The sequence below is a fragment of the Halobacillus sp. B23F22_5 genome (assembly GCF_043497085.1).
GTDB lineage: Bacteria > Bacillota > Bacilli > Bacillales > Halobacillaceae > Thalassobacillus.
Genome location: NZ_JBIEKI010000002.1, coordinates 40,128 through 64,114, shown reverse-complemented (window position 1 = coordinate 64,114; position 23,987 = coordinate 40,128). Strand labels below are relative to the sequence as shown.

28 protein-coding genes and 1 other annotated feature are annotated in these 23,987 nt (G+C 40.8%); of the genes, 6 read left to right on the top strand and 22 right to left on the bottom strand.

Annotation, left to right across the window (positions count from 1 at the left end):
• Window position 1 precedes the first annotated feature (1 nt).
• The 5 genes from ACGTN9_RS03610 (at window position 2) to ACGTN9_RS03590 (ending at window position 2,225) form a co-directional block, all read left to right on the top strand.
• On the top strand, window positions 2–478 hold the full coding sequence (locus tag ACGTN9_RS03610; protein WP_499590649.1) for a Na+/H+ antiporter subunit E: 477 nt from the start codon (window positions 2–4) through the stop codon (window positions 476–478).
• Complete coding sequence (locus ACGTN9_RS03605; RefSeq protein ID WP_499590647.1) at window positions 478–789, top strand: Na(+)/H(+) antiporter subunit F1; 312 nt, start codon at window positions 478–480, stop codon at window positions 787–789. The genes ACGTN9_RS03610 and ACGTN9_RS03605 overlap by 1 nt, the downstream gene beginning before the upstream one ends.
• The gene (gene mnhG / locus ACGTN9_RS03600) at window positions 770–1,150 is read left to right on the top strand and encodes a monovalent cation/H(+) antiporter subunit G (RefSeq protein WP_499590645.1); all 381 of its coding nucleotides are present in this window, start codon (window positions 770–772) and stop codon (window positions 1,148–1,150) included. The genes ACGTN9_RS03605 and mnhG overlap by 20 nt, the downstream gene beginning before the upstream one ends.
• A 151-nt stretch (window positions 1,151–1,301) precedes the next feature.
• Window positions 1,302–2,033: an RNA polymerase sporulation sigma factor SigK gene (gene sigK / locus ACGTN9_RS03595; RefSeq protein ID WP_093045518.1), complete on the top strand. Its 732-nt coding sequence runs from the start codon at window positions 1,302–1,304 to the stop codon at window positions 2,031–2,033.
• A gap of 48 nt (window positions 2,034–2,081) precedes the next feature.
• Window positions 2,082–2,225 carry a hypothetical protein gene (locus ACGTN9_RS03590; RefSeq protein WP_499590643.1) on the top strand — a complete coding sequence of 48 codons (144 nt, stop codon included), beginning with the start codon at window positions 2,082–2,084 and terminating at the stop codon, window positions 2,223–2,225.
• Between the two features lie 53 nt (window positions 2,226–2,278).
• Here ACGTN9_RS03590 and ACGTN9_RS03585 read toward each other — a convergent pair whose 3' ends face one another.
• From ACGTN9_RS03585 to ACGTN9_RS03575, 3 genes are all read right to left on the bottom strand, one after another.
• The gene (locus ACGTN9_RS03585) at window positions 2,279–2,509 is read right to left on the bottom strand and encodes a YrhC family protein (protein ID WP_499590641.1); all 231 of its coding nucleotides are present in this window, start codon (window positions 2,507–2,509) and stop codon (window positions 2,279–2,281) included.
• Window positions 2,510–2,585: 76 nt separating this feature from the next.
• Window positions 2,586–3,281 (bottom strand): 5'-methylthioadenosine/S-adenosylhomocysteine nucleosidase, encoded by a 696-nt coding sequence (gene mtnN / locus ACGTN9_RS03580; RefSeq protein ID WP_499590639.1) that lies wholly within the window; start codon window positions 3,279–3,281, stop codon window positions 2,586–2,588.
• Window positions 3,282–3,330: 49 nt separating this feature from the next.
• A complete protein-coding gene (locus ACGTN9_RS03575) occupies window positions 3,331–4,092 on the bottom strand; it encodes a YrrS family protein (RefSeq protein WP_499590637.1) in 762 nt (253 codons plus the stop codon).
• Window positions 4,093–4,274: 182 nt separating this feature from the next.
• Here ACGTN9_RS03575 and ACGTN9_RS03570 point away from each other — a divergent pair, with 182 nt between their 5' ends.
• Window positions 4,275–4,526, top strand: coding sequence for a KTSC domain-containing protein (locus tag ACGTN9_RS03570; RefSeq protein WP_499590635.1), 252 nt, complete (start codon window positions 4,275–4,277; stop codon window positions 4,524–4,526).
• 15 nt (window positions 4,527–4,541) lie between these two features.
• Here the strand turns inward: ACGTN9_RS03570 and ACGTN9_RS03565 are convergent, their stop codons facing one another.
• From ACGTN9_RS03565 to ACGTN9_RS03475, 19 genes are all read right to left on the bottom strand, one after another.
• Window positions 4,542–6,251 (bottom strand): peptidoglycan D,D-transpeptidase FtsI family protein, encoded by a 1,710-nt coding sequence (locus ACGTN9_RS03565; protein ID WP_499590633.1) that lies wholly within the window; start codon window positions 6,249–6,251, stop codon window positions 4,542–4,544.
• Between the two features lie 87 nt (window positions 6,252–6,338).
• On the bottom strand, window positions 6,339–6,815 hold the full coding sequence (gene greA / locus ACGTN9_RS03560; RefSeq protein ID WP_093045512.1) for a transcription elongation factor GreA: 477 nt from the start codon (window positions 6,813–6,815) through the stop codon (window positions 6,339–6,341).
• A 184-nt stretch (window positions 6,816–6,999) separates the two neighbouring features.
• The gene (gene udk / locus ACGTN9_RS03555) at window positions 7,000–7,635 is read right to left on the bottom strand and encodes a uridine kinase (protein WP_499590631.1); all 636 of its coding nucleotides are present in this window, start codon (window positions 7,633–7,635) and stop codon (window positions 7,000–7,002) included.
• Window positions 7,636–7,637: 2 nt separating this feature from the next.
• The gene (locus ACGTN9_RS03550) at window positions 7,638–8,912 is read right to left on the bottom strand and encodes a peptidase U32 family protein (protein ID WP_499590629.1); all 1,275 of its coding nucleotides are present in this window, start codon (window positions 8,910–8,912) and stop codon (window positions 7,638–7,640) included.
• Between the two features lie 18 nt (window positions 8,913–8,930).
• On the bottom strand, window positions 8,931–9,860 hold the full coding sequence (locus ACGTN9_RS03545) for a peptidase U32 family protein (protein WP_499590627.1): 930 nt from the start codon (window positions 9,858–9,860) through the stop codon (window positions 8,931–8,933).
• 7 nt (window positions 9,861–9,867) lie between these two features.
• Window positions 9,868–10,500 (bottom strand): O-methyltransferase, encoded by a 633-nt coding sequence (locus ACGTN9_RS03540; protein WP_499590625.1) that lies wholly within the window; start codon window positions 10,498–10,500, stop codon window positions 9,868–9,870.
• A gap of 172 nt (window positions 10,501–10,672) precedes the next feature.
• The gene (gene mltG / locus ACGTN9_RS03535) at window positions 10,673–11,809 is read right to left on the bottom strand and encodes an endolytic transglycosylase MltG (RefSeq protein ID WP_499590623.1); all 1,137 of its coding nucleotides are present in this window, start codon (window positions 11,807–11,809) and stop codon (window positions 10,673–10,675) included.
• A gap of 140 nt (window positions 11,810–11,949) precedes the next feature.
• On the bottom strand, window positions 11,950–12,231 hold the full coding sequence (locus ACGTN9_RS03530) for a DUF1292 domain-containing protein (protein WP_499590621.1): 282 nt from the start codon (window positions 12,229–12,231) through the stop codon (window positions 11,950–11,952).
• A gap of 15 nt (window positions 12,232–12,246) precedes the next feature.
• A complete protein-coding gene (gene ruvX, locus ACGTN9_RS03525) occupies window positions 12,247–12,663 on the bottom strand; it encodes a Holliday junction resolvase RuvX (protein WP_499590619.1) in 417 nt (138 codons plus the stop codon).
• Window positions 12,664–12,930, bottom strand: coding sequence for an IreB family regulatory phosphoprotein (locus ACGTN9_RS03520; protein WP_093045504.1), 267 nt, complete (start codon window positions 12,928–12,930; stop codon window positions 12,664–12,666).
• 71 nt (window positions 12,931–13,001) lie between these two features.
• Entirely contained in the window at window positions 13,002–15,629 is a 2,628-nt protein-coding gene (gene alaS, locus ACGTN9_RS03515) for an alanine--tRNA ligase (RefSeq protein WP_499590617.1), read from the bottom strand.
• A gap of 144 nt (window positions 15,630–15,773) precedes the next feature.
• Window positions 15,774–15,983: a binding site (T-box leader), on the bottom strand.
• A gap of 50 nt (window positions 15,984–16,033) precedes the next feature.
• Window positions 16,034–17,095 carry an AI-2E family transporter gene (locus tag ACGTN9_RS03510; protein ID WP_499590615.1) on the bottom strand — a complete coding sequence of 354 codons (1,062 nt, stop codon included), beginning with the start codon at window positions 17,093–17,095 and terminating at the stop codon, window positions 16,034–16,036.
• Window positions 17,096–17,097: 2 nt separating this feature from the next.
• Window positions 17,098–17,274 (bottom strand): YrzR-like zinc ribbon domain, encoded by a 177-nt coding sequence (locus ACGTN9_RS03505; protein WP_093045502.1) that lies wholly within the window; start codon window positions 17,272–17,274, stop codon window positions 17,098–17,100.
• Window positions 17,275–17,459: 185 nt separating this feature from the next.
• A complete protein-coding gene (gene recD2, locus ACGTN9_RS03500; RefSeq protein WP_499590613.1) occupies window positions 17,460–19,775 on the bottom strand; it encodes an SF1B family DNA helicase RecD2 in 2,316 nt (771 codons plus the stop codon).
• A gap of 25 nt (window positions 19,776–19,800) precedes the next feature.
• A complete protein-coding gene (locus tag ACGTN9_RS03495; RefSeq protein WP_499590611.1) occupies window positions 19,801–20,466 on the bottom strand; it encodes a tetratricopeptide repeat protein in 666 nt (221 codons plus the stop codon).
• 82 nt (window positions 20,467–20,548) lie between these two features.
• A complete protein-coding gene (gene mnmA / locus ACGTN9_RS03490; RefSeq protein ID WP_499591271.1) occupies window positions 20,549–21,661 on the bottom strand; it encodes a tRNA 2-thiouridine(34) synthase MnmA in 1,113 nt (370 codons plus the stop codon).
• Between the two features lie 26 nt (window positions 21,662–21,687).
• A complete protein-coding gene (locus ACGTN9_RS03485; protein WP_499590609.1) occupies window positions 21,688–22,830 on the bottom strand; it encodes a cysteine desulfurase family protein in 1,143 nt (380 codons plus the stop codon).
• Window positions 22,831–22,850: 20 nt separating this feature from the next.
• The gene (gene cymR / locus ACGTN9_RS03480) at window positions 22,851–23,270 is read right to left on the bottom strand and encodes a cysteine metabolism transcriptional regulator CymR (protein WP_028783311.1); all 420 of its coding nucleotides are present in this window, start codon (window positions 23,268–23,270) and stop codon (window positions 22,851–22,853) included.
• On the bottom strand, window positions 23,203–23,907 hold the full coding sequence (locus ACGTN9_RS03475; protein ID WP_499590607.1) for a YczE/YyaS/YitT family protein: 705 nt from the start codon (window positions 23,905–23,907) through the stop codon (window positions 23,203–23,205). The genes cymR and ACGTN9_RS03475 overlap by 68 nt, the downstream gene beginning before the upstream one ends.
• Between the last annotated feature and the right edge of the window lie 80 nt (window positions 23,908–23,987).

Genomic DNA, 23,987 nt, shown 5'->3' with positions numbered 1-23,987 from the left:
TATGAATTTACAAATAGTCATTAATATAGTTATTGCGCTTATGTGGATGTTTTTAAGTGAAAGCTACACATTCTCCACCTTTTTAATCGGTTACTTACTCGGTATTTTACTGCTCTTTGTGTTACAGCGTTTCATACCAGACTCCTTCTATATGGATCGTGTAATCAAAGTAATTAAGCTTATCGTACTATTCATCAAAGAGCTGACCCTTTCCAATATTGAAATTGTCAAATTGGTTTATAAGCCTAAATTAGATTTTGAACCGGGAATTTTCGCTTTGCCGACCGAGTTGAAAAGCAACTGGGAAATCACATTATTAGCGAACTTGATTTCCTTGACTCCGGGGACATTATCTATCGATGTAAGTGAAGATAATTCCAAAATCTATATCCATGCTATAGATATGCCTGATGTTGTGGAGTCCATCAATGATATTAAAGAAACTTTCGAAAAGGCGATCATGGAGGTGACTAGATAATGGAACAAGCATTAGAATATACACAATCAATGATTTCAGTAGTTGCATTGATTTGTATTGTCGTCATTGCCATTTCTGTCATCATGCTCATGTACCGGGCCATCGTCGGCCCTACCAATCCAGATCGTGCTGTTGCATTGGATAATATCGGGGTGAATTTAATGGCTTTAGCAGGTTTGATGTCTATTGTATTGGTAACCACCCAATTGAACGATGTTATTCTCTTGATCGGGATCTTACTGTTCATCGGTACAATTGCTGTAGCCAAATTTTTAGAAAAGGGTGTTATCATTGAGCGGGACTTGGATTAATTTACTGATTGATATAATCATCAGCCTTTCTCTGTTAATCGGCACCTTCTTTATATTTTCTGCTTCCATCGGGATGTTGCGCTTTCCTGATCTCTTTATCAGGCTGCATGCTGTTACAAAAGGTTCTACGCTCGGAATAGCAGGTATAATGATAGGAGCGTTTTTATTCCTGTATGTGGAACATGGGATCGTGAGTGGGAAGTTGATCTTAGGAATGATTTTTGTAATGATGACTGCCCCAATCTCTGGACATATGATCTCTCGGGCTGGATATCATAATGGCGTAAAGCTCTGGGATAAAAGTGTCAGAGATGATTATGCTGAGGTTGTTAAGGAAAAAAGGAAATCAATCGACAATTAAATACAGAGCAAGTTACCTGTCATACCAACGTATGACAGGTTTTTTATTTTTTTCACCATTATTTCTTCAGATGGACAGACACGATAACCGTTATTGCCACATAAGGTAATTTATAGGTTAAAAGCCCACTACCTGGAGGAGGTCTGTTATCGTGTCTAGCATCCTGGGGTCTCTTATCTATTTGGTCAAGGAAACTTTCCTCTTCGTCTCTTATGTGAAAAACCAGGCATTTCCTAATCCTCTTTCTCCAGAAGAAGAAGCAAAACAACTGAAGCTGTTGCAAGAAGGTGATCCAGAAGCTAGGGATTTATTAATTGAACATAACTTGAGACTGGTCGCTCATATTGTAAAAAAATTCGAAAATACCAAAGAAGATACAGAAGACTTAATCTCTATCGGAACGATTGGTTTGATCAAAGGAATTGAAAGCTACTCTCCGAACAAGGGGACAAAACTGGCTACTTATGCAGCACGCTGTATCGAGAATGAAATACTTATGCATCTTAGAGCATTGAAAAAAACGAAAAAAGATGTTTCCCTCCATGATCCTATCGGCCAAGATAAAGAAGGCAATGAAATAAGCCTCATCGATATTTTGAAAGCAGAACATGTCGATGTAGTCGAACAAATACAATTAGGGATGGAACTGGAAAAAATAAAAGAATTCATTACTATTCTGGATGAACGGGAGAAGGAAGTGTTGATTGCCCGTTATGGCTTGAATGCAGAAGAAGAAAAAACACAAAGAGAGATTGCTAAAGAGTTAGGGATATCACGAAGCTACGTTTCACGTATCGAAAAAAGAGCATTGATGAAGATCTTCCATGAATTTTATAAACATGAACGTGCAAAAATGGGTATTTCTCCTATATCAAACGACTGACCCAAGCATAGGATAGGGTAAGAACCTAATACAGGAGGCGATTGACCAATGTATAGCTCTTATGGTCCTTACCCGCCTTATCCTTATGGCAACTATTACAATCCAGGTGGACAATGGTATTCCGTTGTCATTGTCCTCTTATTATTATTGCTCATCATTGGCGGCGGTTATTGGCTTTATTTCCATCGTTGAAAGTAAAAGATAAGACAAAAAAGCAGGTGACACGTCGATGACGTCACCTGCCTTTACTCTTCTTCCATTAATTTTTGTTGGAACTCACTCAACTTCAGTATAAAGTAGAATGCTGTAGCGAGACCCGTAAGTGTCAATGTCACCATAAGGCCTTCTAACTGATTATGATAAACATACATACTGATGATTGTCCCTATAAAGAAATAGCTGCTAACTATGATTAACGTAATGACAAAGCGTTTATAATCTTCAATTTTATTTTCTAATTGTTTCATAGAATTCATCGATAACCACCCCCGATATCTTCCATTTTATCATGGAATCCTTTCAAACTCGGTGGTAATTGTTGTTAGATGGGTATTATTGTGGCAGGTCTTGTAACATATTCATAATGATAGTAGCCGCATTTGCTGCAGCTGTTTCCAGGAACTTATCAAATGAGATATTAGATTCTTTACCAGCAATATCAGATAATGCCCGAATAATTACAAAAGGCGTGCCATATTTAAAGCATACTTGAGCGATCGCTGCCGCTTCCATTTCTGCCGCAATCATCTCCGGGAACTTCCCACGGACAAAATCTACACGTTCGGCCTCCTGCATAAAGGCATCCCCGGTAGCGATAATGCCCTTAGCTGATGAGACTTTCAGCTGCTCAACTGCACGTTCAGCTTTTTCAATTAAATCATCATCAGCCGAATACATTGCAGGCATACCTGGTACTTGACCATATTCGTATTGGAAGACAGTCACATCTACATCATGATGTGTTACTAAGGAAGAAATGACAATATCCCCTACTTCCAGCTGTTTCGCGAAACCTCCGGCAGATCCTGTGTTGATCACATAGTCAGGCTGGTAACGCTCCTGCAGAATCGTTGCAGCCATTGCGGCATTAACTTTCCCAATACCTGATTTCAGTACGGTTACTTTTTGACCGCGCAGCTTACCTTCCACAAATTGGACTCCGGCCACCTCTTCTTCGTTTATATCATCCATATTATTCTTTAATAATTCAACTTCTTCGTCCATTGCTCCGATTATTCCTATAGTCATTGACAATTCCCCCTATGGCTTAAGCTTCATGAAACGCGGCGACTTATCCTCAACGCTTCTGATCGTTTTTATGCAGCACTTCAACTTTGGTAGGCTTATAGCCCGCGCCGTCTACCCATGAAACATAAACACGATAGTTTTTTGTCTGATCTTTATTAGTTACTGTTGCAATGACACTGTTCGGACCGTTTCCATCTGCCCACCAGAGAATCATATCACTTTTTGATAAACCGGCTCCCTTTGCAACTGCACTCGTCATTTCTTTCCAATCTTGTGTGCCTTCTTCAAAAGTCACCCTTGTGTGATTTTCCTGCTCTGTAGGTACAGGAGACCAATTCTTTGTAATGACTTTATCGACATTCGGTTTATCACTTTCTTGTACGTTTGCTTCTTCTTTATCTTTTTCCTTGTCTTCATCTTCTTTTTCTGCTTTCTCTTTCTCTTTTTCTGCTTTCTCTTTTTCTTTCTCTTTATCACTTACAGTGTTTTCTTCAGATTCTTCTTGATCACTCCTGTCGGACTTATCAGCGTTATTGTCACTATCTTTATCCTGCTCTTCTTCTGCTTTTTGCTCGCTGGAATCTTGAGCCTCTTCCTTCTCATCCTTTTTATACTGTTCTTTTAAGGTGATGGAATTATCTTCTTCCACTGAGGCCTGGTCATCCCCCAGATTGACCATAACCGTAAAAAATACGATTAATAATAAAATCATTGTACCCGCTACCCCGACTAGCCAGGTGATCATTCGGTTGCCTTTCTTCTTTTTTTGACGCCTTGTGGCACGTGTATATTTATCATTATTATTTGCCATGCATATAGCCCTCCTTTATCCTTGTTATATTATACAAGATTCCAATAAAGGAACCAATTAATACGACACCCTAAAATCCTGGCTATTTTTGTCGATTCGAAACTATTTTTGGAATAAAGGAAGGAAGTTGCTCATAGGTATCTAATAGAATTAAGTACTAGAGAAAATAACGAGGTGATGATATGAAATACACAGATTTCGATCCGAATATCTGGGGAAACCAAAGCTTCGTAAAAATAGGCTACGATAAAAATGCTAAACAACTTTGTATATTCTTTCATAATCAAAGGGTTGTATACTTTGACCAGGTTGAAGAGAAGACTGTCTTTCAATTTATCATATCAACAGATAAAGAAGCTTTCCTGAAGGATATCTTTTGGCGGGAATACGAACATAGATGGCTGACTTCGTCTTTATTGGCACAAACCCCCTAGTTATCACATAAAAATTCAATCTTTCATCTTATGTCTTAACACTTCCTGTGCCAAGTGTGCATACAGCGTGTAGATTTGCTGCTCGTCTCTTCTTTGATTCAACTCCACTACTGCCATGGCGTATTCCGGCTCTTCCCGTGGAAAATAACCCGCAAACCAATAATGATTGACCCCTTCTTTCCCTGTTTCTGCAGTGCCCGATTTACCGGCAATAGGTAACGCGCTTAACTGTCTGCCCGTGCCTTCATCTACAACTTTTTCCAGTAATTCCTGGAGCTTCAATGCAGTTACCCCAGATAATGCCTGACTACTATCTGATTCAAATGAATGAAGCTCCGTGTTATTTTCATAGGTAATACGCTGAACTGCCCTTACTTGTTTTATTACGCCGTCATCTGCGATGGTTGCCATCATATTTGCTATAGACAATGGTGTTACCTTTACATTTTTCTGTCCAATTGCAGTTTGACTTATTGCTCTTGGGACACTTCTGTCACTATCAGCTCCCCAGACGTTACCGCGCTCTTCTTCTGGAATTTGTCTGAAATTTTTATAGTGATAAACTTTCCCTTCCCAGCCTACAGGATTGATCAAACCCAGCTTATTGGCATAATTTTCAATGACTTCGTTATCCAATTTTATCAGCTTACGTGCTGTTTCAGCGAATGTATAATTACAGCTTTGTGCAAAACTATCTTCAAAAGAAAGCAATCCCAACTTTCTTGCATCTTCACCAGTGCCATACAAACTTTTATTGCAATCAAACTTTGTTTTTAGTAGACCAGGATAATTTTCTATAGCTGCAGCGGCTATTACTGTTTTAAATATGGAGCCTGGTGGATAGCTGGTAAGCATCCTGTTTTTTATACTTTTTTGCTCTTCATATAGTTCAGTCACTGATATGTCAGGCCTTGAAATCATGGCTAATACTTCCCTTGATTTCACATCCAATAGCACTACTCCACCTTCTATAATGCCCATATCCTGTAAAATAGCGTGTAATTTCTGCTGTAATTTCATATCGATTGTAGTTGTAATAGATAAAGGATAAAAGGGATTGCCTATGTCGGTAAGTCGCATACCTAATCCTAGTAAAGGGTTACCCATCGCATCGATATGGTATTGAGCCGTTTGTGTTTCTTCACTAGCTAAAAAACGATCGAACGCTGCCTCTAAACCGGAAATTCCGTGGAGTTCTGTTTCATTGGAGGAAAGAAACGATTCCTCCCCCTCACCGGTCATTCCAATTAAGTGCGGGATACTTTCTCGATCAGGTAATGACTCTTTTTTAACCACCATAACCCCAGGAAAACTTGCCTTATCTATTCTGTCTAATTGTTCTTCTGTTAGGTTATAGCCTTTATCCGTAAGAAAAAATGCTTCCTCTTCTTTAGAGAACCAATCATTCCATACCGATTGGTCAACACCGATAATTTCCTTTAGCACATTTTTTATTTCTTCCACTTCATTGATAAAAGGAAACATCACCACGTCTTTTTCCACTTTCTTATTCATCGGGTTACCATATCTATCGACAATAAGACCTCTGCCATCAGATAATTCGATTTTCGAAGTCCGCTGTAAAGTACTTTCCTGCAGCAAATTTACATTTGCCTCGCCAAAGTGTTCCGTGTTGAAAAGCTGGATATCCATCAACCGGTAAATCAAGATTGAAAAAACAACCAGCAAACTAATCATATATAGTATTAAACGGTTAGAATTCATGTCCACACCTCTATCTCCAGTATGGACTGCGGTTATCGTTCTAAAACAAAAAAAATGACGGGAAGCCCCGTCATTTTTTTATACAAGTTATTCAACACTTACGATTTTCACTTCAATTTCGCCACCAGGGGTCATTACAGTAACCTGCTCTCCCACCTCATGACCGATAAGACTTTTAGCCATCGGAGAGTCGTTGGAAATCTTCCCTTCGAATGGATCTGCTTCCGCACTTCCGACAATCGTATATTTTTCTTCGTCTCCTTCAGGAAGCTCCTGGAAAGTAACAGATTTACCTAAAGAGACCATATCAGGATTCTGATTATCATTTTCGATGATTACAGCATTGCGAATCATATTTTCTACTTGAGAAATACGCGCTTCCACAAATGCCTGCTCATCTTTAGCGGAATCATATTCAGAGTTCTCAGAAAGGTCACCAAAATCACGGGCAACTTTAATTCTTTCTACTACTTCCTGTCGACGCTCTGTCTTCAAGTAATGCAGCTCATTCTCTAATTTTTCTTTACCTTCTTGTGTCATATAGTAGCTTTTTTCTTCAGCCATATCACAAACACTCCTTTTATCCCAACTATATTCCTATCCCCAATATAACTATTAATATGAGTTGCACATAACTCATGTGCGCTCTTGCTTGAGTATACTTCATTTTATCGAGGAACATGTCTATCTAGAACTACTAAACAAAACTATGCCAGATTTCATATGACATTTCAACTCTTTTTACCAATTATTTCTCGCTGCGTTCTTCCAGAATGGTTTTTATTTTAGTAGCCATCAAATCAATAGCAACATGGTTTTGACCGCCTTCCGGAATGATGATGTCTGCATATCTTTTCGTCGGCTCTACAAATTGAAGATGCATTGGACGTACCACGTTGATATACTGCTCAATCACGGAATCAATCGATCGGCCTCGTTCTTTGATATCTCTCATCAAACGGCGAATGATACGGACATCAGCATCGGTATCGACAAACACTTTGATATCCATCAGGTCACGGAGACGTTCATCTTCCAGTACAAGAATCCCCTCAACAATAATAACTTCTCTCGGTTCTACATGTATCGTTTCATTAGATCTTGTGTGCATTTTATAATCATAGACTGGCTTTTCAATCGGTTTCTCCTGGATCAGCTGCTTTAAGTGCTCGATCAGTAAGTCATTGTCAAATGCCAATGGGTGGTCATAATTGGTTTTTAAACGTTCTTCCATAGGCAGATGATATTGGTCTTTATAATAATAATCCTGTTCAATCATTAATAATGGTTTATCTGCAAAACGCTGGATCACAGAGCGGGTCACACTTGTCTTTCCCGATCCTGTACCACCAGCGACTCCGATTACAACTGGTCTTTCTGACATGCTTAGTGGTTCTCCCTTCGCATCATGTTATATGGATATACGGGTCGATCAACTTTTATTTTTACTATTTGAAGCGGGTGGTTAGCTTTATCAATCGGACGTTCATTTTCATCCCAAATTGCTACAACTCTTTGAGAGAACCCACTAATTTCAGGACCGAAAAATTCAATCTTATCCCCTGCTTTAAACAAGTTGCGCTGCTGTATGGTTGCGATATTTGTTTCCATATCGAAATCAATTACCATTCCTGAAAATACATAATTAGTTTTACGTATTCCATTATCTTTCCCATACATTTGCTCTTCAAAGCTTGGCACCCCTTCATAAAAGGCGGAAGCGGTGTCTCGATTGGCACACTTAGCAAGCTCTCTTACCCATTCTTCTCTGATCGTAAAATTATCAGGGTCTTCACAGTAGGCGTCGATGACCTTTCGATAGACACTGACTACGGTTGCAACATAGTGAATTGACTTCATCCTGCCTTCGATCTTCAAACTATCGATACCAATATCACACATTTTAGGGATTGAGTGAAGTAAGTTCAAGTCTTTAGGACTCATAGCAAATGGTGCAGATTGTTTAGGAAATACATGTTTATCCGCTTCACTATCTCCTTGCTTCATCAAATCATAATCCCAACGGCATGACTGACAACAGCCACCACGATTGGAATCCCGTGCTGTCATATGATTGCTTAATACACATTTGCCAGAATAAGCGATACACATTGCACCATGAATGAATGTCTCGATTTCAATGTCTACATTGTCTTTCATTTCTTTGATTTCTTCATGGCTCGTTTCTCTGGCCAGCACTACCCGTTCCAGACCTTCTTCTTTCCAAAACTGGACCGCTTTCCAATTGGAAAGGGATTGTTGTGTACTCAGATGGATTTCAAGTTTAGGGGCTGCTTGTTTGCATGTCTCAATGATTAAAGGATCAGCGACGATGATCCCATGAACGCCTGCAGCTTCAATCCCCTTTAAATATTCTTCCAACCCTTCCATATTTTCATTATGAGCAATAATATTAGTAGTTACATAAATACGAGCTTCATATCTTTCAGCAAACTGAACACCTTCCCGCATCTCCTCTAAGGAAAAGTTATCTGCATTAGAACGGAGACCAAACTCTTGTCCTCCGATAAAGACTGCATCAGCCCCATATCGGACAGCTATTTTCAACTTCTCCAAATTTCCTGCTGGTGCAAGCAGTTCAGGTTTTTTAGTGATTTTTCTTTTTCCATTGATAACAGTTGATATTTCTCCGATTGCCATCATGGTACCCCCTTAACTCTAGTAAACCGTCTCTTTGAAGAAGAAGCCTGTATCCAATTTCCGATTCTTCGGTTGAATATTTTCTATCTTAGCTTGCCATTCTCCTGCTTGTTTATTATACTCGCTTTCGTCCTTCAAGTAAGTATCTATCGCCATCCGGTACAAAGCAGTGACTTCTTTCTTGTAAGAAGCAGATTTAAAAATGAAATCAATCTTTAAAGCATCAATGCCTGAATCGATCAGTTCGTACAATTCATCGATCATACAAACGTCATTAGGGCTCATGATATGGGTGCCATTTTCGTCTTCAAAGATTGGATAACGATTATCACGTTCATGGTCATATAAGTATAAATTTTCTCCTTTTCCCTTTCGCTCTATTTCCATGGCTTTCCCTTGATAACGGAAATAATTCCCTACCAAAAGTCGTTTTGATTGGAACATAGCGGTCATCCCATGAACCTGTACTTCAATCTCGACTTCAGCATTTTCCTTAATTTCTATCACCTGGTCCAGGTTCAACTCTTTAGCAAGCACAGCTCGTTTTGATCCTTTTCTACCCCAATAATTGGCAGTATACCAATTAGTACCGGTAGTTTCTGTGCTCCAGTGCAGCTTCATATTTGGTGCTACTTCTCTAACTGTCATCAGCACAGCTGGATCCCCGAAAATGATGGCATCTGCATTTATACTTTCAACAAAGCTGACGTAATCTTTCATTGCCTCTAACTTTTCATTATGGAAAATCCCATTGACAGCAACATAAGCTTTTTTATCATATTGATGAATAAGTTGTACCGCCTCACGCAGCTGCTCTTTTTTAAATTCACCAGGCAGACGAAGTCCAAAAGCTTGCTCTCCAATAATGAAAGCATCAGCACCTGCCTCGGCTAGTATATCAATCTCCCCTAAATTACCAGGTGTAACTACTAATTCTGGTTTCTTCATCGTCGCATCACCTCTTCACAGTCACTGCTATGCCATCACCAATTGGCACAATCGTAGTATGATATTGCGGATGGTTGATCAACCACTCATTGTAGGAACGGATTTTATCACCAATCTTTTGCATGCGTTTATTATCATCATCTTTTCCTGCGGGGTATCCTTTAAACAAAACATTATCAGAAACAATGATTCCTTTATCTGTAACCACCTGACTATAATACTCAAAGAATTTTTGGTATTGACCTTTAGCAGCATCTATAAATAGCAGATCAAAAGGCCCTTTTTTAGAGATTTCATCTTGAAATTCAAGAGCATCTCCAAAGACGAGATCGATTTGGCGGTGCTTATCTAATTTTTCAAGGTTGGCTTTAGCTTGTTGATGACGTTCAGGGTCCCGCTCGATTGTAACTATGGAAGATTCCGGGGAAGCTTCCAGCATTCGCAGGGCAGAATAACCGATAGCAGCACCTATTTCTAAAATTCTTTCCGGTCGACTGACTCGTACTAGCTGCATTAAATAATGAATACCTAAAGGTTCCATAATTGGAACATGATTCTCTTTGGCAAACTGTTCTAATTCCTCAGCCCATATCGGGGTAGATGGCAAAAGCGAGGCCAAATATTTCTCCGTCCGATCCATTATAAACACTCCTTTACCAACCTTTCATTCATTTTACAACCCTAATATTTTAACATAAAGCTTACATTTCTTCACTAAAATATCTCACACAAAAAAGACTGCCTCCTCAGGATGCTGTCTTTATAGTTTTAATCTATTCAGACGTTACAAACCTGCTGAGACAGCCCCTTCTCTACCTTTGGCTATCGATATGCTTCTTTTTCTTTTTTAGATGGTCATCATAATTCGTCGAATAAAATACGTTACCGTCGCCATCAGCTACAAAATATAGATAATCAGACTCTGATGGACGCACTGCAGCTTCCAATGAGTTTTTGTTGAAATTTGATATGGGTCCTATTGGCAGCCCTTTTATTTGGTAAGTATTGTAAGGAGATTTTACTTCCAAATCTTCATGAAGGACTCTGTCTTTGTGTTTTCCAAGAGCATATAGGACTGTGGGATCTGTTTGAAGTGGCATTTCTTCTTCCAATCGATTATAAAAAACACCAGCTATTTTCTTTCGATCTTCGGCTGTAGGGGCTTCGTTTTCTAAAAGTGAAGCCATGGTAATTACTTCATGCACAGTGGAAATACCCAGATTTTCCAGTTCAGGCAGGTAAGGCATAATATTTTCCTGTGTTCTGGTCAACATGCCTTCGATAATCGTTTCTATGCTTGGGTTTTCTTCATAAAAATCGTAAGTAGAAGCGAATAAATACCCTTCTAAAGGGTGACGGATTTCAGGTGATTGAATTTCCTCCGTTAATAATTGAGGATATTGCTCCATTAGTTTTTCTATATATTCAGGGTCATCCGCTTTCTTCATAAATTCCTCGGCCGTGAAATCTGTCTGTTTAGATTTTGCAAAGGTCTTTGCTATTTGCGTAATTTTTCTGCCTTCAGGGACAGTTACCCGAAATAATGGCTCCCTGATTACTTTTCCTGTCTTCAATGACTCTATCAATTGGTCGATAGACATTGCCTGGGTAAATTGATATTCCCCAGCTTGAAAGTCAGATTCATTTTTGAATTTGGTATAAAACCGAAAAATTACATCATTTTTAATGAGATCGTTCTCTTCTAATATACTTGCGATAGAAGAAGTGGAAGAACCGAGTGGTATTTCAACTGTAATTTCTTCTTCTGCATTTGGGTCAACCGGCTCTAAAGATGCTTTAATATATAAATAACCGGCGATTCCGCCGCCAATAAAAACAACTAATAATGTTGTCAATACAATAGCTACTACTTTACGTACCGTGCTAGCTTCTTCCCCTCTTCTTTTCAGTCGCTTCTGATATAAATCCTTAAAGTTCGAATCAGACATTGCCCCATCCTCCTTAAATCCATCCGGTACATTATACTACAAAAAGCACCAAATTTTCTACGGTGAAATGAACAAAGGGGCAACGGGCCGGACATGAAGGCAAAAAAACACGCTTCCCGTTCAGGAAGCGTGCTAACAACTTACTCTTTTTCTTCAGTCAATGTGTTCAAAGTTTCTTCTACCATATTCCACTCTTCATCGGTCTCGATTTGGTATAACGCCAAATCATCATCGTCCCCTTCTTTTTCCTCGTAACGGAAAGCAAATACTTCCACTTCTTCTTCGTCTTTCTGTTCAGCTGGAACGACTGCGATATAAGAATGGTTGGTCTCGTCTACATCAAAGGTGAACAACACTTCAAATAAATGTTCTTCCCCATTCTCATCAGGGATGATAATTCGCTCTTGTTCTTCTAAAGCCATGAAAATCCACTCCTTTTATTGATTGGCATCTAGGTAGCTCTGTAAAATAATGCTGGCTGCCATTTTATCAATTACTTTTTTCCTTTTTTTCCTGCTGACATCCGCATTCAATAACACACGTTCAGCAGCCATTGTTGTCAATCTTTCGTCCCAGAAAACAACAGGGATTTCAAAAGCTTCTTCGATTTTTATACCAAAATCCTTGCTGGCCTCTCCTCTGGGACCCACCGTGCCATTCATATTTTTCGGAAGGCCGATGACCATCTTAGAAACGTCATGTTCCTCAATGAGTTTCTTCAAGGCCTCATGTGCTGTGTCAAAATCAGGCTCTGTCCACTTGAGCGTGGTTATCCCTTGTGCAGTCCAGCCTAATCCGTCGGAGACCGCTACTCCGATTGTTTTCTCTCCGACATCTAATCCCATCGTTTTCATTTATTTATCTTTATTTCCCTCCAAATAGTATTTCACCAGCTCTTCAATTAATTCGTCCCGTTCCATTTTCCTGATTAAGTTTCTGGCATCTTTGTGGCGAGGAATATAGGCTGGATCCCCGGAAAGCAGGTAGCCGACTATTTGGTTGATCGGGTTATAGCCTTTTTCTTTCAGTGCTTCGTGCACCGAAAGAAGAACGGATTGTACATCCTGATCGAACGGCTCCTCTGAAAAATTAAACTTCATGGTCTTGTCCATTGAACTCATCTTAACACCTCGCACTTTTTATGATTTACTCCATTATATACTTAATTCAGGAGTTTGAAAAACATAGGAGCTTATTGGACGTATTCTTTTGCATACTGAAGGGCGTCACCAATTTTTGAAGGGTCTTTACCTCCAGCTTGCGCCATATCTGGACGTCCACCACCGCCGCCGCCGCAGCGAGCCGCAGCTTCTTTGATCAATTTTCCTGCATGATAACCCTCTTCTATAAGATCTTTGGAAACTCCTGCAATTAATTGAACCTTTTCTCCATTTGTAGCTGCTAACAGGATAATTCCTGTGTTTAATTTCTGCTTTAGCTCATCCATCATGTTTCGCAGACTGTTGGCATCTTTGACATCTACCTGCTTCGCAAGCACAGGGATACCATTTACTTCTTCCACCTCATCCAGAATTGAGCTTGCTTCCATATTGGAAAGCTTACCAGCCAGGGATTCTTTCTCTCTTTGTTCGGCTTTCAGTTCCTGATAAAGTGCATCGATTCGTTCAGGCACTTGCTCCGGTTTTGTTTTCAGACGTTCAGCAGCATCGTTAAGGAGTGTCTCTTTCCCATTCATATATTGATAAGCGCCTTTTGCTGTGACTGCTTCAATACGTCGGGTCCCTGCCCCAATTCCTGTCTCGGAGACAATTTTAAACAGACCGATTTCGGCTGTATTAATTACATGACAGCCACCGCAAAGCTCAAGACTGTAATCACCTACTTGAACGACACGGACTTCATCTCCGTATTTTTCACCGAATAATGCCATGGCACCTTTTTCCTTCGCTTCTTGCAAGGAATTATATTCTATTTTTACAGGAATAGAATCCCAGACTTTCTCATTTACAATTTTTTCAATTTGATGCAATTCAGACTCCGATACAGACCCGAAATGTGAAAAGTCAAAGCGGAGACGGTCCGGCGCTACAAGTGAACCAGCTTGATTAACATGATCACCGAGTACATCTTTCAATGCTTGATGCAGCAAGTGAGTCGCCGTATGGTTTTTTACAACAAATGAACGAGAAGATTGATCTACAGTTGCTTCCACTACTGCACCTTTTGTCAGCGTACCTTCCTTGACTACTATTTCATGCATATGTTGTCCATTAGGTGCCTTTTGTACATTATGGACTTCAATGGCAGTCACATTGTTTTGCATCGTACCTTTATCAGCGATTTGCCCACCGCTTTCTGCATAAAAAGGAGTTTTATCCAGAAAAATATAAGCCCTTTCACCTGACTCTACAGTGTCTGCAAATGTTTTCCCCTTAATCAGTTCAACCACTGTTGCTTTCACATGTAAGTTTTCATATCCGACAAATTCACTGTCAACCTGCACATCTCCAAGCACGCCTTCCTGAATTTGCATGGAACCCGACTTCTGGCGAGCACTTCTGGCGCGTTCACGCTGCTTTTCCATTTCTGCCTGGAAGCCTTCTTCGTCAATGGTAAACCCGGCTTCTTCAACATATTCCTCTGTCAATTCCTTCGGAAATCCGTAGGTATCATACAAACGGAAAACTTCTGTCCCAGGGAACACATTATTCCCCTTTTTCGTTTCATCCTTGATGATGTCTGATAGAATAACCAGGCCATCATTCAGTGTTTCATGAAAACGTTCTTCTTCTGTTTTAATAACATTTTGGATGAATGATTGCTTTTCGTTCACTTCCGGGTAGAAATCGATCATGATTCCAGCAACCTGAGGAACCAGCTTATACATGAATGGTTCATGGATACCGATTTGCTTTGCAAATCTTACTGCGCGGCGCAAAAGACGACGTAAAACATATCCTCGCCCTTCATTGGAAGGCAGTGCTCCATCTCCTACCGCAAATGCCACCGTACGGATGTGATCGGCAATTACTTTAAATGCTACATCATAGTCGCTGTCTTGCCCATATTTTACATTAGCAAGCTTCTCTGTTTCTTTAATAATAGGCAGGAATAGATCCGTTTCAAAGTTTGTCGGAGTATCCTGTATGACGCATACCATACGTTCCAAGCCCATCCCTGTATCAATATTTTTCTTTGGTAAAGGTGTGTAGGTATCATCCGGGTTATGATTGAATTGGGAAAATACGAGATTCCATATTTCTAAGTAACGTTCATTTTCCCCACCAGGATATAGTTCAGGATCGTTGGGATCATTACCATATTTTTCTCCACGGTCAAAGAAAATTTCCGTGTTTGGCCCACTCGGCCCTTCCCCGATATCCCAGAAATTCTCTTCCAGACGAATGATACGCTCTTCAGGAATGCCAACCTTGTCTTTCCAGATGCTGTATGCTTCATCATCTTCGGGATGGACAGTAACAGATAAGCGTTCTTCCTCAAATCCAATCCAGTCAGGACTTGTTAGGAATTCCCATCCCCATTCAATTGCTTCTTCCTTAAAGTAATCCCCGATGGAGAAATTTCCTAGCATCTCAAAGAACGTGTGGTGGCGTGCAGTTTTTCCAACATTCTCAATGTCATTAGTTCTAATTGATTTTTGAGCATTGACAATCCGTGGGTTCTCAGGAATGACCCGGCCGTCAAAGTACTTTTTTAAAGTAGCTACACCGCTGTTGATCCAAAGTAAAGACGGATCTTCATGGGGTACAAGGGAAGCACTCGGTTCAGTCCGGTGCCCTTTTTCATTGAAAAAATCCAGATACATTTGACGTACTTGTGCTGATGTCAGTTTTTTCATCATTAATTCCTCCTTATCGTATAAGAAAAACTTGGCTTGTCGCCAAGTACTTATGGCGAAAGCCTTTGTATTTTCTTATACTTTAATACTTTATCAAAGTTAAACTTTCTTAAAGCGTAAAAAAACCCGTCCCTGCTCGAATTGAGCAGGGACGGGATATGATTTCCGCGGTACCACCCTGATTATGGAATACTATTCCATCACCTTGGACGCTTGATAACGGTGCGCTGCCGGCGGGGATTAACCGCACTCAGGAATAGCTTCTGCAGCCCTTCATCCAGGATTTCTTTCAGCCAGGGAAATCCCTCTCTTAAAGATGGTCTGCTGCATACTCATTTCCGTCTACATATTTCGATAACATTAGATTCAGATATGCGTTATTATAGATAACTATCCAGGAGATGTCAATGGGCAGTCCTTGCTCTCCATATATGCTCTGCTATCACCTTGATACAAGTAAGAAGCGGGACTGCAAGAATCATTCCTAAAATTCCTGCCGCTTCTTCCCCTACAAGCAATGCAAGGATGATTAATATTGGGTGGATATGGATACTCTTCCCTACTATATAAGGTGATAACAAATTCCCTTCGATCACCTGTACCACAATGATTGTAATAAGAACATACACTACCATTTTTACAGAAGTAGTCAGTGCGATAATAACAGCCGGAAAGGCGCCGATCAGGGGACCGAAATACGGTATGATATTCGTTGCTCCGACAATTACCCCTAAAAGTAGCGGATACTTAATACCAATCAGCCAAAAACCAAGAAATGACAGACACCCTACGAATAAACAAACAATAAATTGACCACGAATATAGCCCCCTAAAGAGACACTGATATCCTGTACCAGCGACTTACCTTCAAAATGGAAACGTTTTGGTGTCAGCTTTTTGCAAGCGTCCTTAATGCGTTCAATATCCTTTAAAAAGTAAAACGTCAAGACAGGAATGACAGCTGCAACAACTATTACTTCCATGATTCCACTGAAACTTGCAATCAGCATGGTGATACGCTCATTCGTCCAGGTTTCAATTTGATAAAGAATTTCGGTCAATTGATCATGAAAGCTTTCGGGCAAGTCTGATGTTTGCTGATAGATTTGTAATATTAAATTCCGGTAACCCTCCGCGAATTCTGGGATTTGTGCATTTAAATCTTTCAATTGATGGATTAACCTTGGTATTCCTTTATATAATCCAAACCCAACTCCAGCAAAAAATATAAAGAAGATTACCAGTATTGCCATCCAGCGAGGCAGGCGGCGTTCATGTAACTTTTCAACGATAGGATGAAGTAGAAAAGCGATAAAGCCTGCAATCAAAAAAGGGATGAGTACTTTCCAGATTCCCACTAACAACCCGTTGTAGTAAGGAAACAGCTTCGCAAGCAGGAATAGACTTAATAGTATAAAGATCAGCAGCACAAAACGATACAATGCGCGTCTGATTTTCTCTTCCATCTTTACTCTGCTTCCTGGAAGAAAAGGTCATTAAGGGAACTGAGGCTGCCGTCTTCTTCAATCTGATGGACATTCATTCTGCCATTTTCATAGGATAATTCAATATAGCAATTCCAGCAATAGTACTGGTTTGTACCAACTTTTCCGATATCTTTTCGCTGACAGTTAGGGCAAATCAAGAGAAAAACTCCTTTTTAGCCCCTATCATGTCCCGGAAAAGCTTCAATTATACATAAAATACTCTACAGTACCCTGAATTTCACTTACCAGGTTCCATTCCTATATTCTATGAAAGCCACCTCTTTCTTGCGCTTAATGGGGCCGTGGGAATGAGATTAATTCCTGCACCATCAACCTACGTGTTTCACATAAAGTCATAAGGGGAAATCTCTTCCTCCTCCTCCTCTGAAATTGGTGTGGCGTTGTTCTCCATTAGTTTTTCTTTCAAATGTGTGTATCGAAGATTTGTATCCTCGGTTTTGACTCCTTCTAAAAATGCTTGTTTGTCTCCACAAATAATCAACGATTGCTTGCTCCTTGTGATAGCAGTATATAAAAGATTTTTACGCAGCATCCGACGGTAGCTGCGTACCACTGGCAGAATGACAATCGAAAATTCAGATCCCTGCGATTTGTGGATAGAAGTGCAATAGGCATGCGTAATATTAGTCAGGTCTTTCTTAGGGTAGACAACTTCTTTTCCGTCAAAATCAATTACTACCTGTTCTACTTGATCAACATTCTCATCTTCTCTGAAAATAGCAACAATTTCTCCAATATCCCCATTATAGACACCGTCCTCTGGCTGGTTGACTAGTTGAATCACTTTATCACCCGTCCTGTAGACAAGCTCTTTGAACTTTATATCACGTTTTTGTTTACTAGGGGGATTTACTAACAATTGAATCTCTTCGTTCAGTTTGTTGATACCCACCTGCGTCCGATACATGGGAGCAAGCACTTGTACTTCACGCCGTTCAATCCCTTTATCGATAGCACGTTTTACTATATGTGTCACTACATCCACTAACTGATGTTCTCTGGCGTCAATAAAGGTGAAGTCTCGCTCTTTTTTCAAGGATTGTGAGGTACAATTGTCATTTTTAATTTCGTGAGCCAGTTGAATAATACGTGACCCCTCTTTTTGGCGGTAAACCTCCTGCAGCTGAACATAAGGCAACTGCTCTGAAGCGAGCATATCTGTCAAGACCTGCCCAGGTCCGACAGAAGGGAGCTGGTCTTCATCACCTACGACCAATACTTGCATATCTGTCGGTATTGCTCGGAATAACTGGTTGGCCAGCCAAATATCCACCATGGAAAATTCATCAACGATAAGAACTTTGCCTTCCAACTGATTATTCTGGTTCTTTTCAAAAGAATTTTTACCATCCCATCCAAGTAAGCGGTGAACCGTTCTAGCCGGTAACCCGGTTGATTCTGTCATCCGTTTGGCAGCTCTGCCGGTAGGCGCAGTCAATATAAATGGAAAAGGTTCATCCTGATCATAATCATCCGGTTTGAGCGATAACTCATTCAATTCTGCATACGCCCGGATGATTCCTTTGATGACCGTCGTCTTCCCAGTACCTGGCCCCCCAGTCAAAATCATCACTTTTGATTGTAACGATTTTTCAATGGCCTGGAATTGATCCTGACCATAACTAAGTGATTCTTCCTCTTCTACAGAGCCGATAATCTTCAATAACTCCGCTTGTGTATAATCAGCGTTCATTTTATCCGAAGTTATTCGCTCTAACTGATGACAAAAGCCATTTTCTGCATGAAACAAGGAAGGAAGATATATACGATCCGTTTCGATCCTCACAATCCCTTCTTCACCCATTTGGATCAGTTGTTGGGAGAGATGATCAAAAGTGATTGCCTGCTGGCTGCCATTCAAAAGCCGGTCAAGGCTTTCCAATACCTCACGGGTTGGCAGGTAAACATGACCAGTCTGATAACTTTGTTGAAGGATATAAAGACATGCAGCCCTGATTCGTGTCGGATGATCAAAAGGTACCTGATTTACTCGTGCTACTTCATCGGCCCGGTGAAAACCAAACCCCTCCACATGGAATACAAGCTGATAAGGATCTTCCTGAAGGATAGAGAGGCTTTCATCTTTAAACACCTCATAAATCTTTTGAGCCATTTTCAATCCGAATCCATATTGCGACACATGAATAACCACATGTTCAAACCCCTGGTGTTCCTTCAATGCATGATATAAACGGTCACCCTGTTCTTTCTTCAAGCCTGGGACATTATCCAATACATTTTTATCGTTCAAGATGGAGCTAACCGCTTGATTGCCAAGGGTCTGATGAATTTTTTCTGCTGTTTTTTTACCGATGCCCTGGAACAAATCACTGGATAAGTAAGCGATCAATCCATCTTTCGACTCAGGCAGCACCCTGCGGTAAAAATCAATTTGATATTGTTTGCCAAACTTAGGATGCTGCTCTATTTTTCCTTGAAATATATAATTTTCCCCTTCTTCTAAAGGCGAAAAATGTCCTTTGATTACGACGTCCTTTTCTTCTATTGGTTCATTCGTATCTTTGATACGGACGGAAGCAATGGAAAAATGTTCGGACTCATTATGAAAGATCATCCGGTTCAGCGTACCTTTAATATAACCTGCTTCAAGCTGCTGCTTATCGTCAATCGTTTCCATTGCTATCCGTTTTCTCCTTTCCTTACTAGCTTTGGCTGTCTAACATATTTTCTATCTGTTTTTTACCATTAGCTGCGAGCATGTGTTCCGGCTGGATTTCCAATGCCTGATTGAACCTGGCAAGCGCTTTGTCCACGTCTTCCTGATACAATGCAATCACACCAAGATTATAATAGGCATCACTATGATTTGGTTCTAATTGTAGCACATGATTCATCTGTTGTTCTGCGTGCTCGATATCTTCATTTTGTGCCAGACACAGTCCATATTGGAATTGTATATCAATATCGTTTTCATCAATTTCAGCTGCTGTCATCAAATAAGGCAATGCAAGACGGTTATGCTCCTGATGGATGAACGTCATTCCCATCATGAAATGGACATCCGCTTCATTCAAACCCTCTTCAATTGCGTGTAAAAATTGCTCCTGAGCCCTGCTATAGTCCTCTTGTTCGTAAAAGGTGTTTCCTAAACCATAATAGGCGGTAGCCGCATGACTGTCTTTTTCTATCGCGCGTTCAAAAAAGCGCTGTGCTCGTTCATAATCTTTCATATGCAACAATAAATTACCGAAATTGATATAACCTAATGGTTCCTCCGGATTTTCTTCAATCGCTTCTGTAAACCATTTAGCAGCCTGCTCTAAATTCTGTTGTTTCATCTCTTCGATACCTTTAGCTAACTTATCCATATCTATCCCTTCCTTTCTTTACATGAGAAAAGACCATGCGCGCATCCGGCCCTGCATGGTCTTAGTTGAACATTTCCTGCTCTTACCCTACATAGGTCAGAGCTTGATCGTTCTTAAGCACTTCATCAATCGTTGCTCCCCCAAGACAAACTTCTCCATCATAAAAGACAACTGCCTGACCAGGTGTAATCGCCCGTTGGGCCTCGTGAAAAATCACTTTCACTTTATCGTCGTCTAACACCTGCACAGTCACCGGACTGTCATCCTGGCGATAACGGAATTTGGCGGTATATTCCATCTTTTCTGCAGGCATTTTACCACTGATCCAATTAATTTGACTGGCAATCAGCGCGTCTGAATATAAAGCGTCATGATGGAACCCCTGCCCGACATAAAGGATATTCTCTTTCAGATTTTTCCCAACGACAAACCAGGGTTCACCAGCTCCACCGATCCCCAAACCTTGTCGCTGGCCAAGCGTATAATACATCAACCCATCATGCTTACCCTTCACTTCACCATCAAGGGTCTGCATTTCTCCCGGTTGTGCAGGTAGATATTCACTCAAGAATTCCTTGAAATTACGTTCACCTATAAAACAGATGCCAGTGCTGTCTTTCTTTGTTGCTGTAGCTAAATCATGCTCTTTGGCAATTTCCCGTACTCTCTTTTTCTCCAGATGGCCAAGCGGGAACATTACTTTAGCCAGTACATCCTGGGAAAGCTGATTCAAGAAATACGTTTGATCTTTGTTATTATCTATCCCGCGCAACATTTCAAATTGTCCGTCTTTTTCTCTCACCTGTGCATAATGACCGGTAGCCAAATAATCTGCACCCAGAGAAACAGCGTGGTCCAGAAATGCTTTGAACTTGATTTCCTTATTACACATGACATCCGGGTTTGGAGTTCTACCTGCCTTATATTCATCTAAAAAGTAGCTGAACACTTTATCCCAGTATTGTTTTTCAAAATTGACTGCATAGTAAGGGATATCCAGCTGATTACACACCCGTATAACATCTTCAAAATCTTCTGTTGCAGTACATACGCCATTTTCATCCGTGTCATCCCAATTTTTCATAAAGATGCCGACCACATCATACCCTTGCTCTTTTAAAAGCAAAGCAGCTACAGAGGAATCCACTCCCCCGCTCATTCCAATAACGACTCGAGTATCTTTCGGATCTTTCATATTTCTCACCATCTTTCATCCTTCTATCATTCACTCAGCCGTTTAATCACCTGGCTGATTTTTTTGGCTGCTTCGACAACATTTTCTTCGTTGTTTGCCATACCAAAACTGAAACGTATTGAATTAACAGTTCTTGTGTTTTCTTTCCCATACATCGCTGAAAGCACATGAGAGGGCTCTACAGATCCGGCTGTACAAGCACTGCCACTCGAAGCAGCTACGCCTGCCAAATCAAAATTAGTCAACATGGTTTCCACATTCATCCCTGGAAAACTCAGGTTAATGATAGTCGGAGCCATTTTTTCCAGCTCTCCATTGATTGTGAATTCAATCTTTTCTTCTTCTAAGGTTTCCAAAAACAGCTTTTTATATCGATGATAGATTTCCATCCTGGACTCTTTTTCTTCCATCATTACTTGTACTGCGGTTTGCAAACCTTTGACACCAGGGAGATTTTCAGTACCAGGGCGTCGTTTTCGCTCTTGTTCACCGCCATAGTGCAAGGTTTGCATTTGGGTACCCTCTTTTGCATAAAGGAACCCGATTCCTTTAGGACCGTTGATTTTGTGCCCTGACACAGTGAGCATGTCCACTTTCATGGCTGCCACGCTAACATCCAGAACTCCATAAGCCTGCACCGCATCTGTATGGAAATAAGCCTGATGTTTTTCTAAAAGCTCGCCGATTTCCTTGATCGGCTGGATCATACCCGTTTCATTATTGACTGTCATCACTGAAACGATCGTCGTATCCTCGGTCAAAGCAGCTTCCAATTCTTCTATCCGAATGAGGCCAGATTTATCCGGGTTTAGATAGGTGACGCGGAATCCTTCTTTCTCCAGTTGCTCTGCAGCATGGAGAGTTGCATGATGTTCCATCGCCGTTGTGATGATATGAGCCCCTTTCCCCCTGTTCGCGCGGGCTGTTCCGATTAAGGCAAGGTTATCCGCTTCCGTGCCACTGCTTGTAAAAATGATTTCTTTCTCATTGGCTCCAATGCTTTCCGCTATGGTTCGACGCGCCTCATCAAGGATTCTCCGCGCCTTTCGGCCAAACTGGTGGACACTTGAAGGATTTCCGAACACATCCTGATAGACAGGCAGCATACTTTCAATCACTTTAGGGTGCATGGGAGTAGTGGCTGCATGGTCTAAATATATTGCTTTCATTCCAATCACTTCCATTTAAATTAAATATAAAACATATAGGCGTCCTGGGTTTGATCCTCGACATGATCTTTCAAATCTTCGAGAGTCGTAGTATCCAACACTTCCTTTACTGCATCCCTGACTCTTTTCCACAATGCCTGCTTGGCTGGCTCCTCATCCTCGATTCCTTCTACTGGAGTGATAGGACCTTCTAACACACGAATAACATCCCCTGCAGTAATCTCATGTGGCGCTTTTGTCAGCATATAGCCACCATACGCTCCACGGACACTTTTTACTAAACGTGCATTTCGAAGAGGAGCAACCAACTGCTCCAGATAATGCTCAGACAAATCTTTTTCTCTAGCTATTTGTTTCAGCGATATCGGTCCCTCACCGTACCTTTTCGCCAGTTCGATCATGATTGTCAGCCCGTAACGGCCTTTTGTAGATATTTTCATTTCTTTCACCTTTCTTCAAGAAAAAGTTAAGTAATTTTTTTGCCTGGGGAAGGGAGTATCCAACCATCGTTCCGAGGAACAACGCGATAAATACCGTCCCTATTCCGACTGGTCCACCTAGCAGCCAGCCAAGAACCGCTACAATGATTTCATTCCAATTCCTTACTGTTGATACTTTCCAACCGGTCACATCTGTCAGAACCAGCATCAAACTGTCCCGGGGCCCAGCTCCCATCCCAGGTGAAACATAAATCCCGATACCATAAGCCATTACTGCCGTTCCTGCCACGAATACTAATACTTCTGTCCATAAGTGATCGGGTGCTGGTAAAATCCAATTAAAAAAGTCAATAAACACACCGATTAACACCATATTTAATATCGTACCGATTTGTGGCCATTGTTTCATCGCTATTGATGTAACAGCTACTATTGCCAGTCCCGCAATAATGGACCAGGACCCTACGGTTAAACCTAGTTGAACAAATAATCCATAATGAAAGACATCCCATGGACCGATACCAAGACCTTTTGCTTGCATGGTTAGTGAGATGCCCAAAGCTAATATGATTAAACCAATCACAAAAAATGACCAGCGTACCACTTGGTTATGTGAATTCTGCTGATGTTGAGGCATGTATTTCCTCCTAACTTCCAAACAGCGGCAGAACGACCGCTTCCGTTTTGAACTAAACGCTATTATAGCATGAAAGTGCG

Excerpts from the sequence above, each read along its gene's own strand:
- ACGTN9_RS03610 (WP_499590649.1), top strand. The coding sequence starts at position 2 with ATGAATTTACAAATAGTCATTAATATAGTTATTGCGCTTATGTGGATG.
- ACGTN9_RS03605 (WP_499590647.1), top strand. The coding sequence starts at position 478 with ATGGAACAAGCATTAGAATATACACAATCAATGATTTCAGTAGTTGCA.
- ACGTN9_RS03590 (WP_499590643.1), top strand. The coding sequence starts at position 2,082 with ATGTATAGCTCTTATGGTCCTTACCCGCCTTATCCTTATGGCAACTAT.
- ACGTN9_RS03585 (WP_499590641.1), bottom strand. The coding sequence starts at position 2,509 with ATGAATTCTATGAAACAATTAGAAAATAAAATTGAAGATTATAAACGC.
- mtnN (WP_499590639.1), bottom strand. The coding sequence starts at position 3,281 with ATGACTATAGGAATAATCGGAGCAATGGACGAAGAAGTTGAATTATTA.
- ACGTN9_RS03575 (WP_499590637.1), bottom strand. The coding sequence starts at position 4,092 with ATGGCAAATAATAATGATAAATATACACGTGCCACAAGGCGTCAAAAA.
- ACGTN9_RS03570 (WP_499590635.1), top strand. The coding sequence starts at position 4,275 with ATGAAATACACAGATTTCGATCCGAATATCTGGGGAAACCAAAGCTTC.
- ACGTN9_RS03565 (WP_499590633.1), bottom strand. The coding sequence starts at position 6,251 with ATGAATTCTAACCGTTTAATACTATATATGATTAGTTTGCTGGTTGTT.
- greA (WP_093045512.1), bottom strand. The coding sequence starts at position 6,815 with ATGGCTGAAGAAAAAAGCTACTATATGACACAAGAAGGTAAAGAAAAA.
- udk (WP_499590631.1), bottom strand. The coding sequence starts at position 7,635 with ATGTCAGAAAGACCAGTTGTAATCGGAGTCGCTGGTGGTACAGGATCG.
- ACGTN9_RS03550 (WP_499590629.1), bottom strand. The coding sequence starts at position 8,912 with ATGGCAATCGGAGAAATATCAACTGTTATCAATGGAAAAAGAAAAATC.
- ACGTN9_RS03545 (WP_499590627.1), bottom strand. The coding sequence starts at position 9,860 with ATGAAGAAACCAGAATTAGTAGTTACACCTGGTAATTTAGGGGAGATT.
- ACGTN9_RS03540 (WP_499590625.1), bottom strand. The coding sequence starts at position 10,500 with ATGGATCGGACGGAGAAATATTTGGCCTCGCTTTTGCCATCTACCCCG.
- mltG (WP_499590623.1), bottom strand. The coding sequence starts at position 11,809 with ATGTCTGATTCGAACTTTAAGGATTTATATCAGAAGCGACTGAAAAGA.
- ACGTN9_RS03530 (WP_499590621.1), bottom strand. The coding sequence starts at position 12,231 with ATGGCTTTAGAAGAACAAGAGCGAATTATCATCCCTGATGAGAATGGG.
- ruvX (WP_499590619.1), bottom strand. The coding sequence starts at position 12,663 with ATGAAAACGATGGGATTAGATGTCGGAGAGAAAACAATCGGAGTAGCG.
- ACGTN9_RS03520 (WP_093045504.1), bottom strand. The coding sequence starts at position 12,930 with ATGAGTTCAATGGACAAGACCATGAAGTTTAATTTTTCAGAGGAGCCG.
- alaS (WP_499590617.1), bottom strand. The coding sequence starts at position 15,629 with ATGAAAAAACTGACATCAGCACAAGTACGTCAAATGTATCTGGATTTT.
- ACGTN9_RS03510 (WP_499590615.1), bottom strand. The coding sequence starts at position 17,095 with ATGGAAGAGAAAATCAGACGCGCATTGTATCGTTTTGTGCTGCTGATC.
- recD2 (WP_499590613.1), bottom strand. The coding sequence starts at position 19,775 with ATGGAAACGATTGACGATAAGCAGCAGCTTGAAGCAGGTTATATTAAA.
- ACGTN9_RS03495 (WP_499590611.1), bottom strand. The coding sequence starts at position 20,466 with ATGGATAAGTTAGCTAAAGGTATCGAAGAGATGAAACAACAGAATTTA.
- mnmA (WP_499591271.1), bottom strand. The coding sequence starts at position 21,661 with ATGAAAGATCCGAAAGATACTCGAGTCGTTATTGGAATGAGCGGGGGA.
- ACGTN9_RS03485 (WP_499590609.1), bottom strand. The coding sequence starts at position 22,830 with ATGAAAGCAATATATTTAGACCATGCAGCCACTACTCCCATGCACCCT.
- cymR (WP_028783311.1), bottom strand. The coding sequence starts at position 23,270 with ATGAAAATATCTACAAAAGGCCGTTACGGGCTGACAATCATGATCGAA.
- ACGTN9_RS03475 (WP_499590607.1), bottom strand. The coding sequence starts at position 23,907 with ATGCCTCAACATCAGCAGAATTCACATAACCAAGTGGTACGCTGGTCA.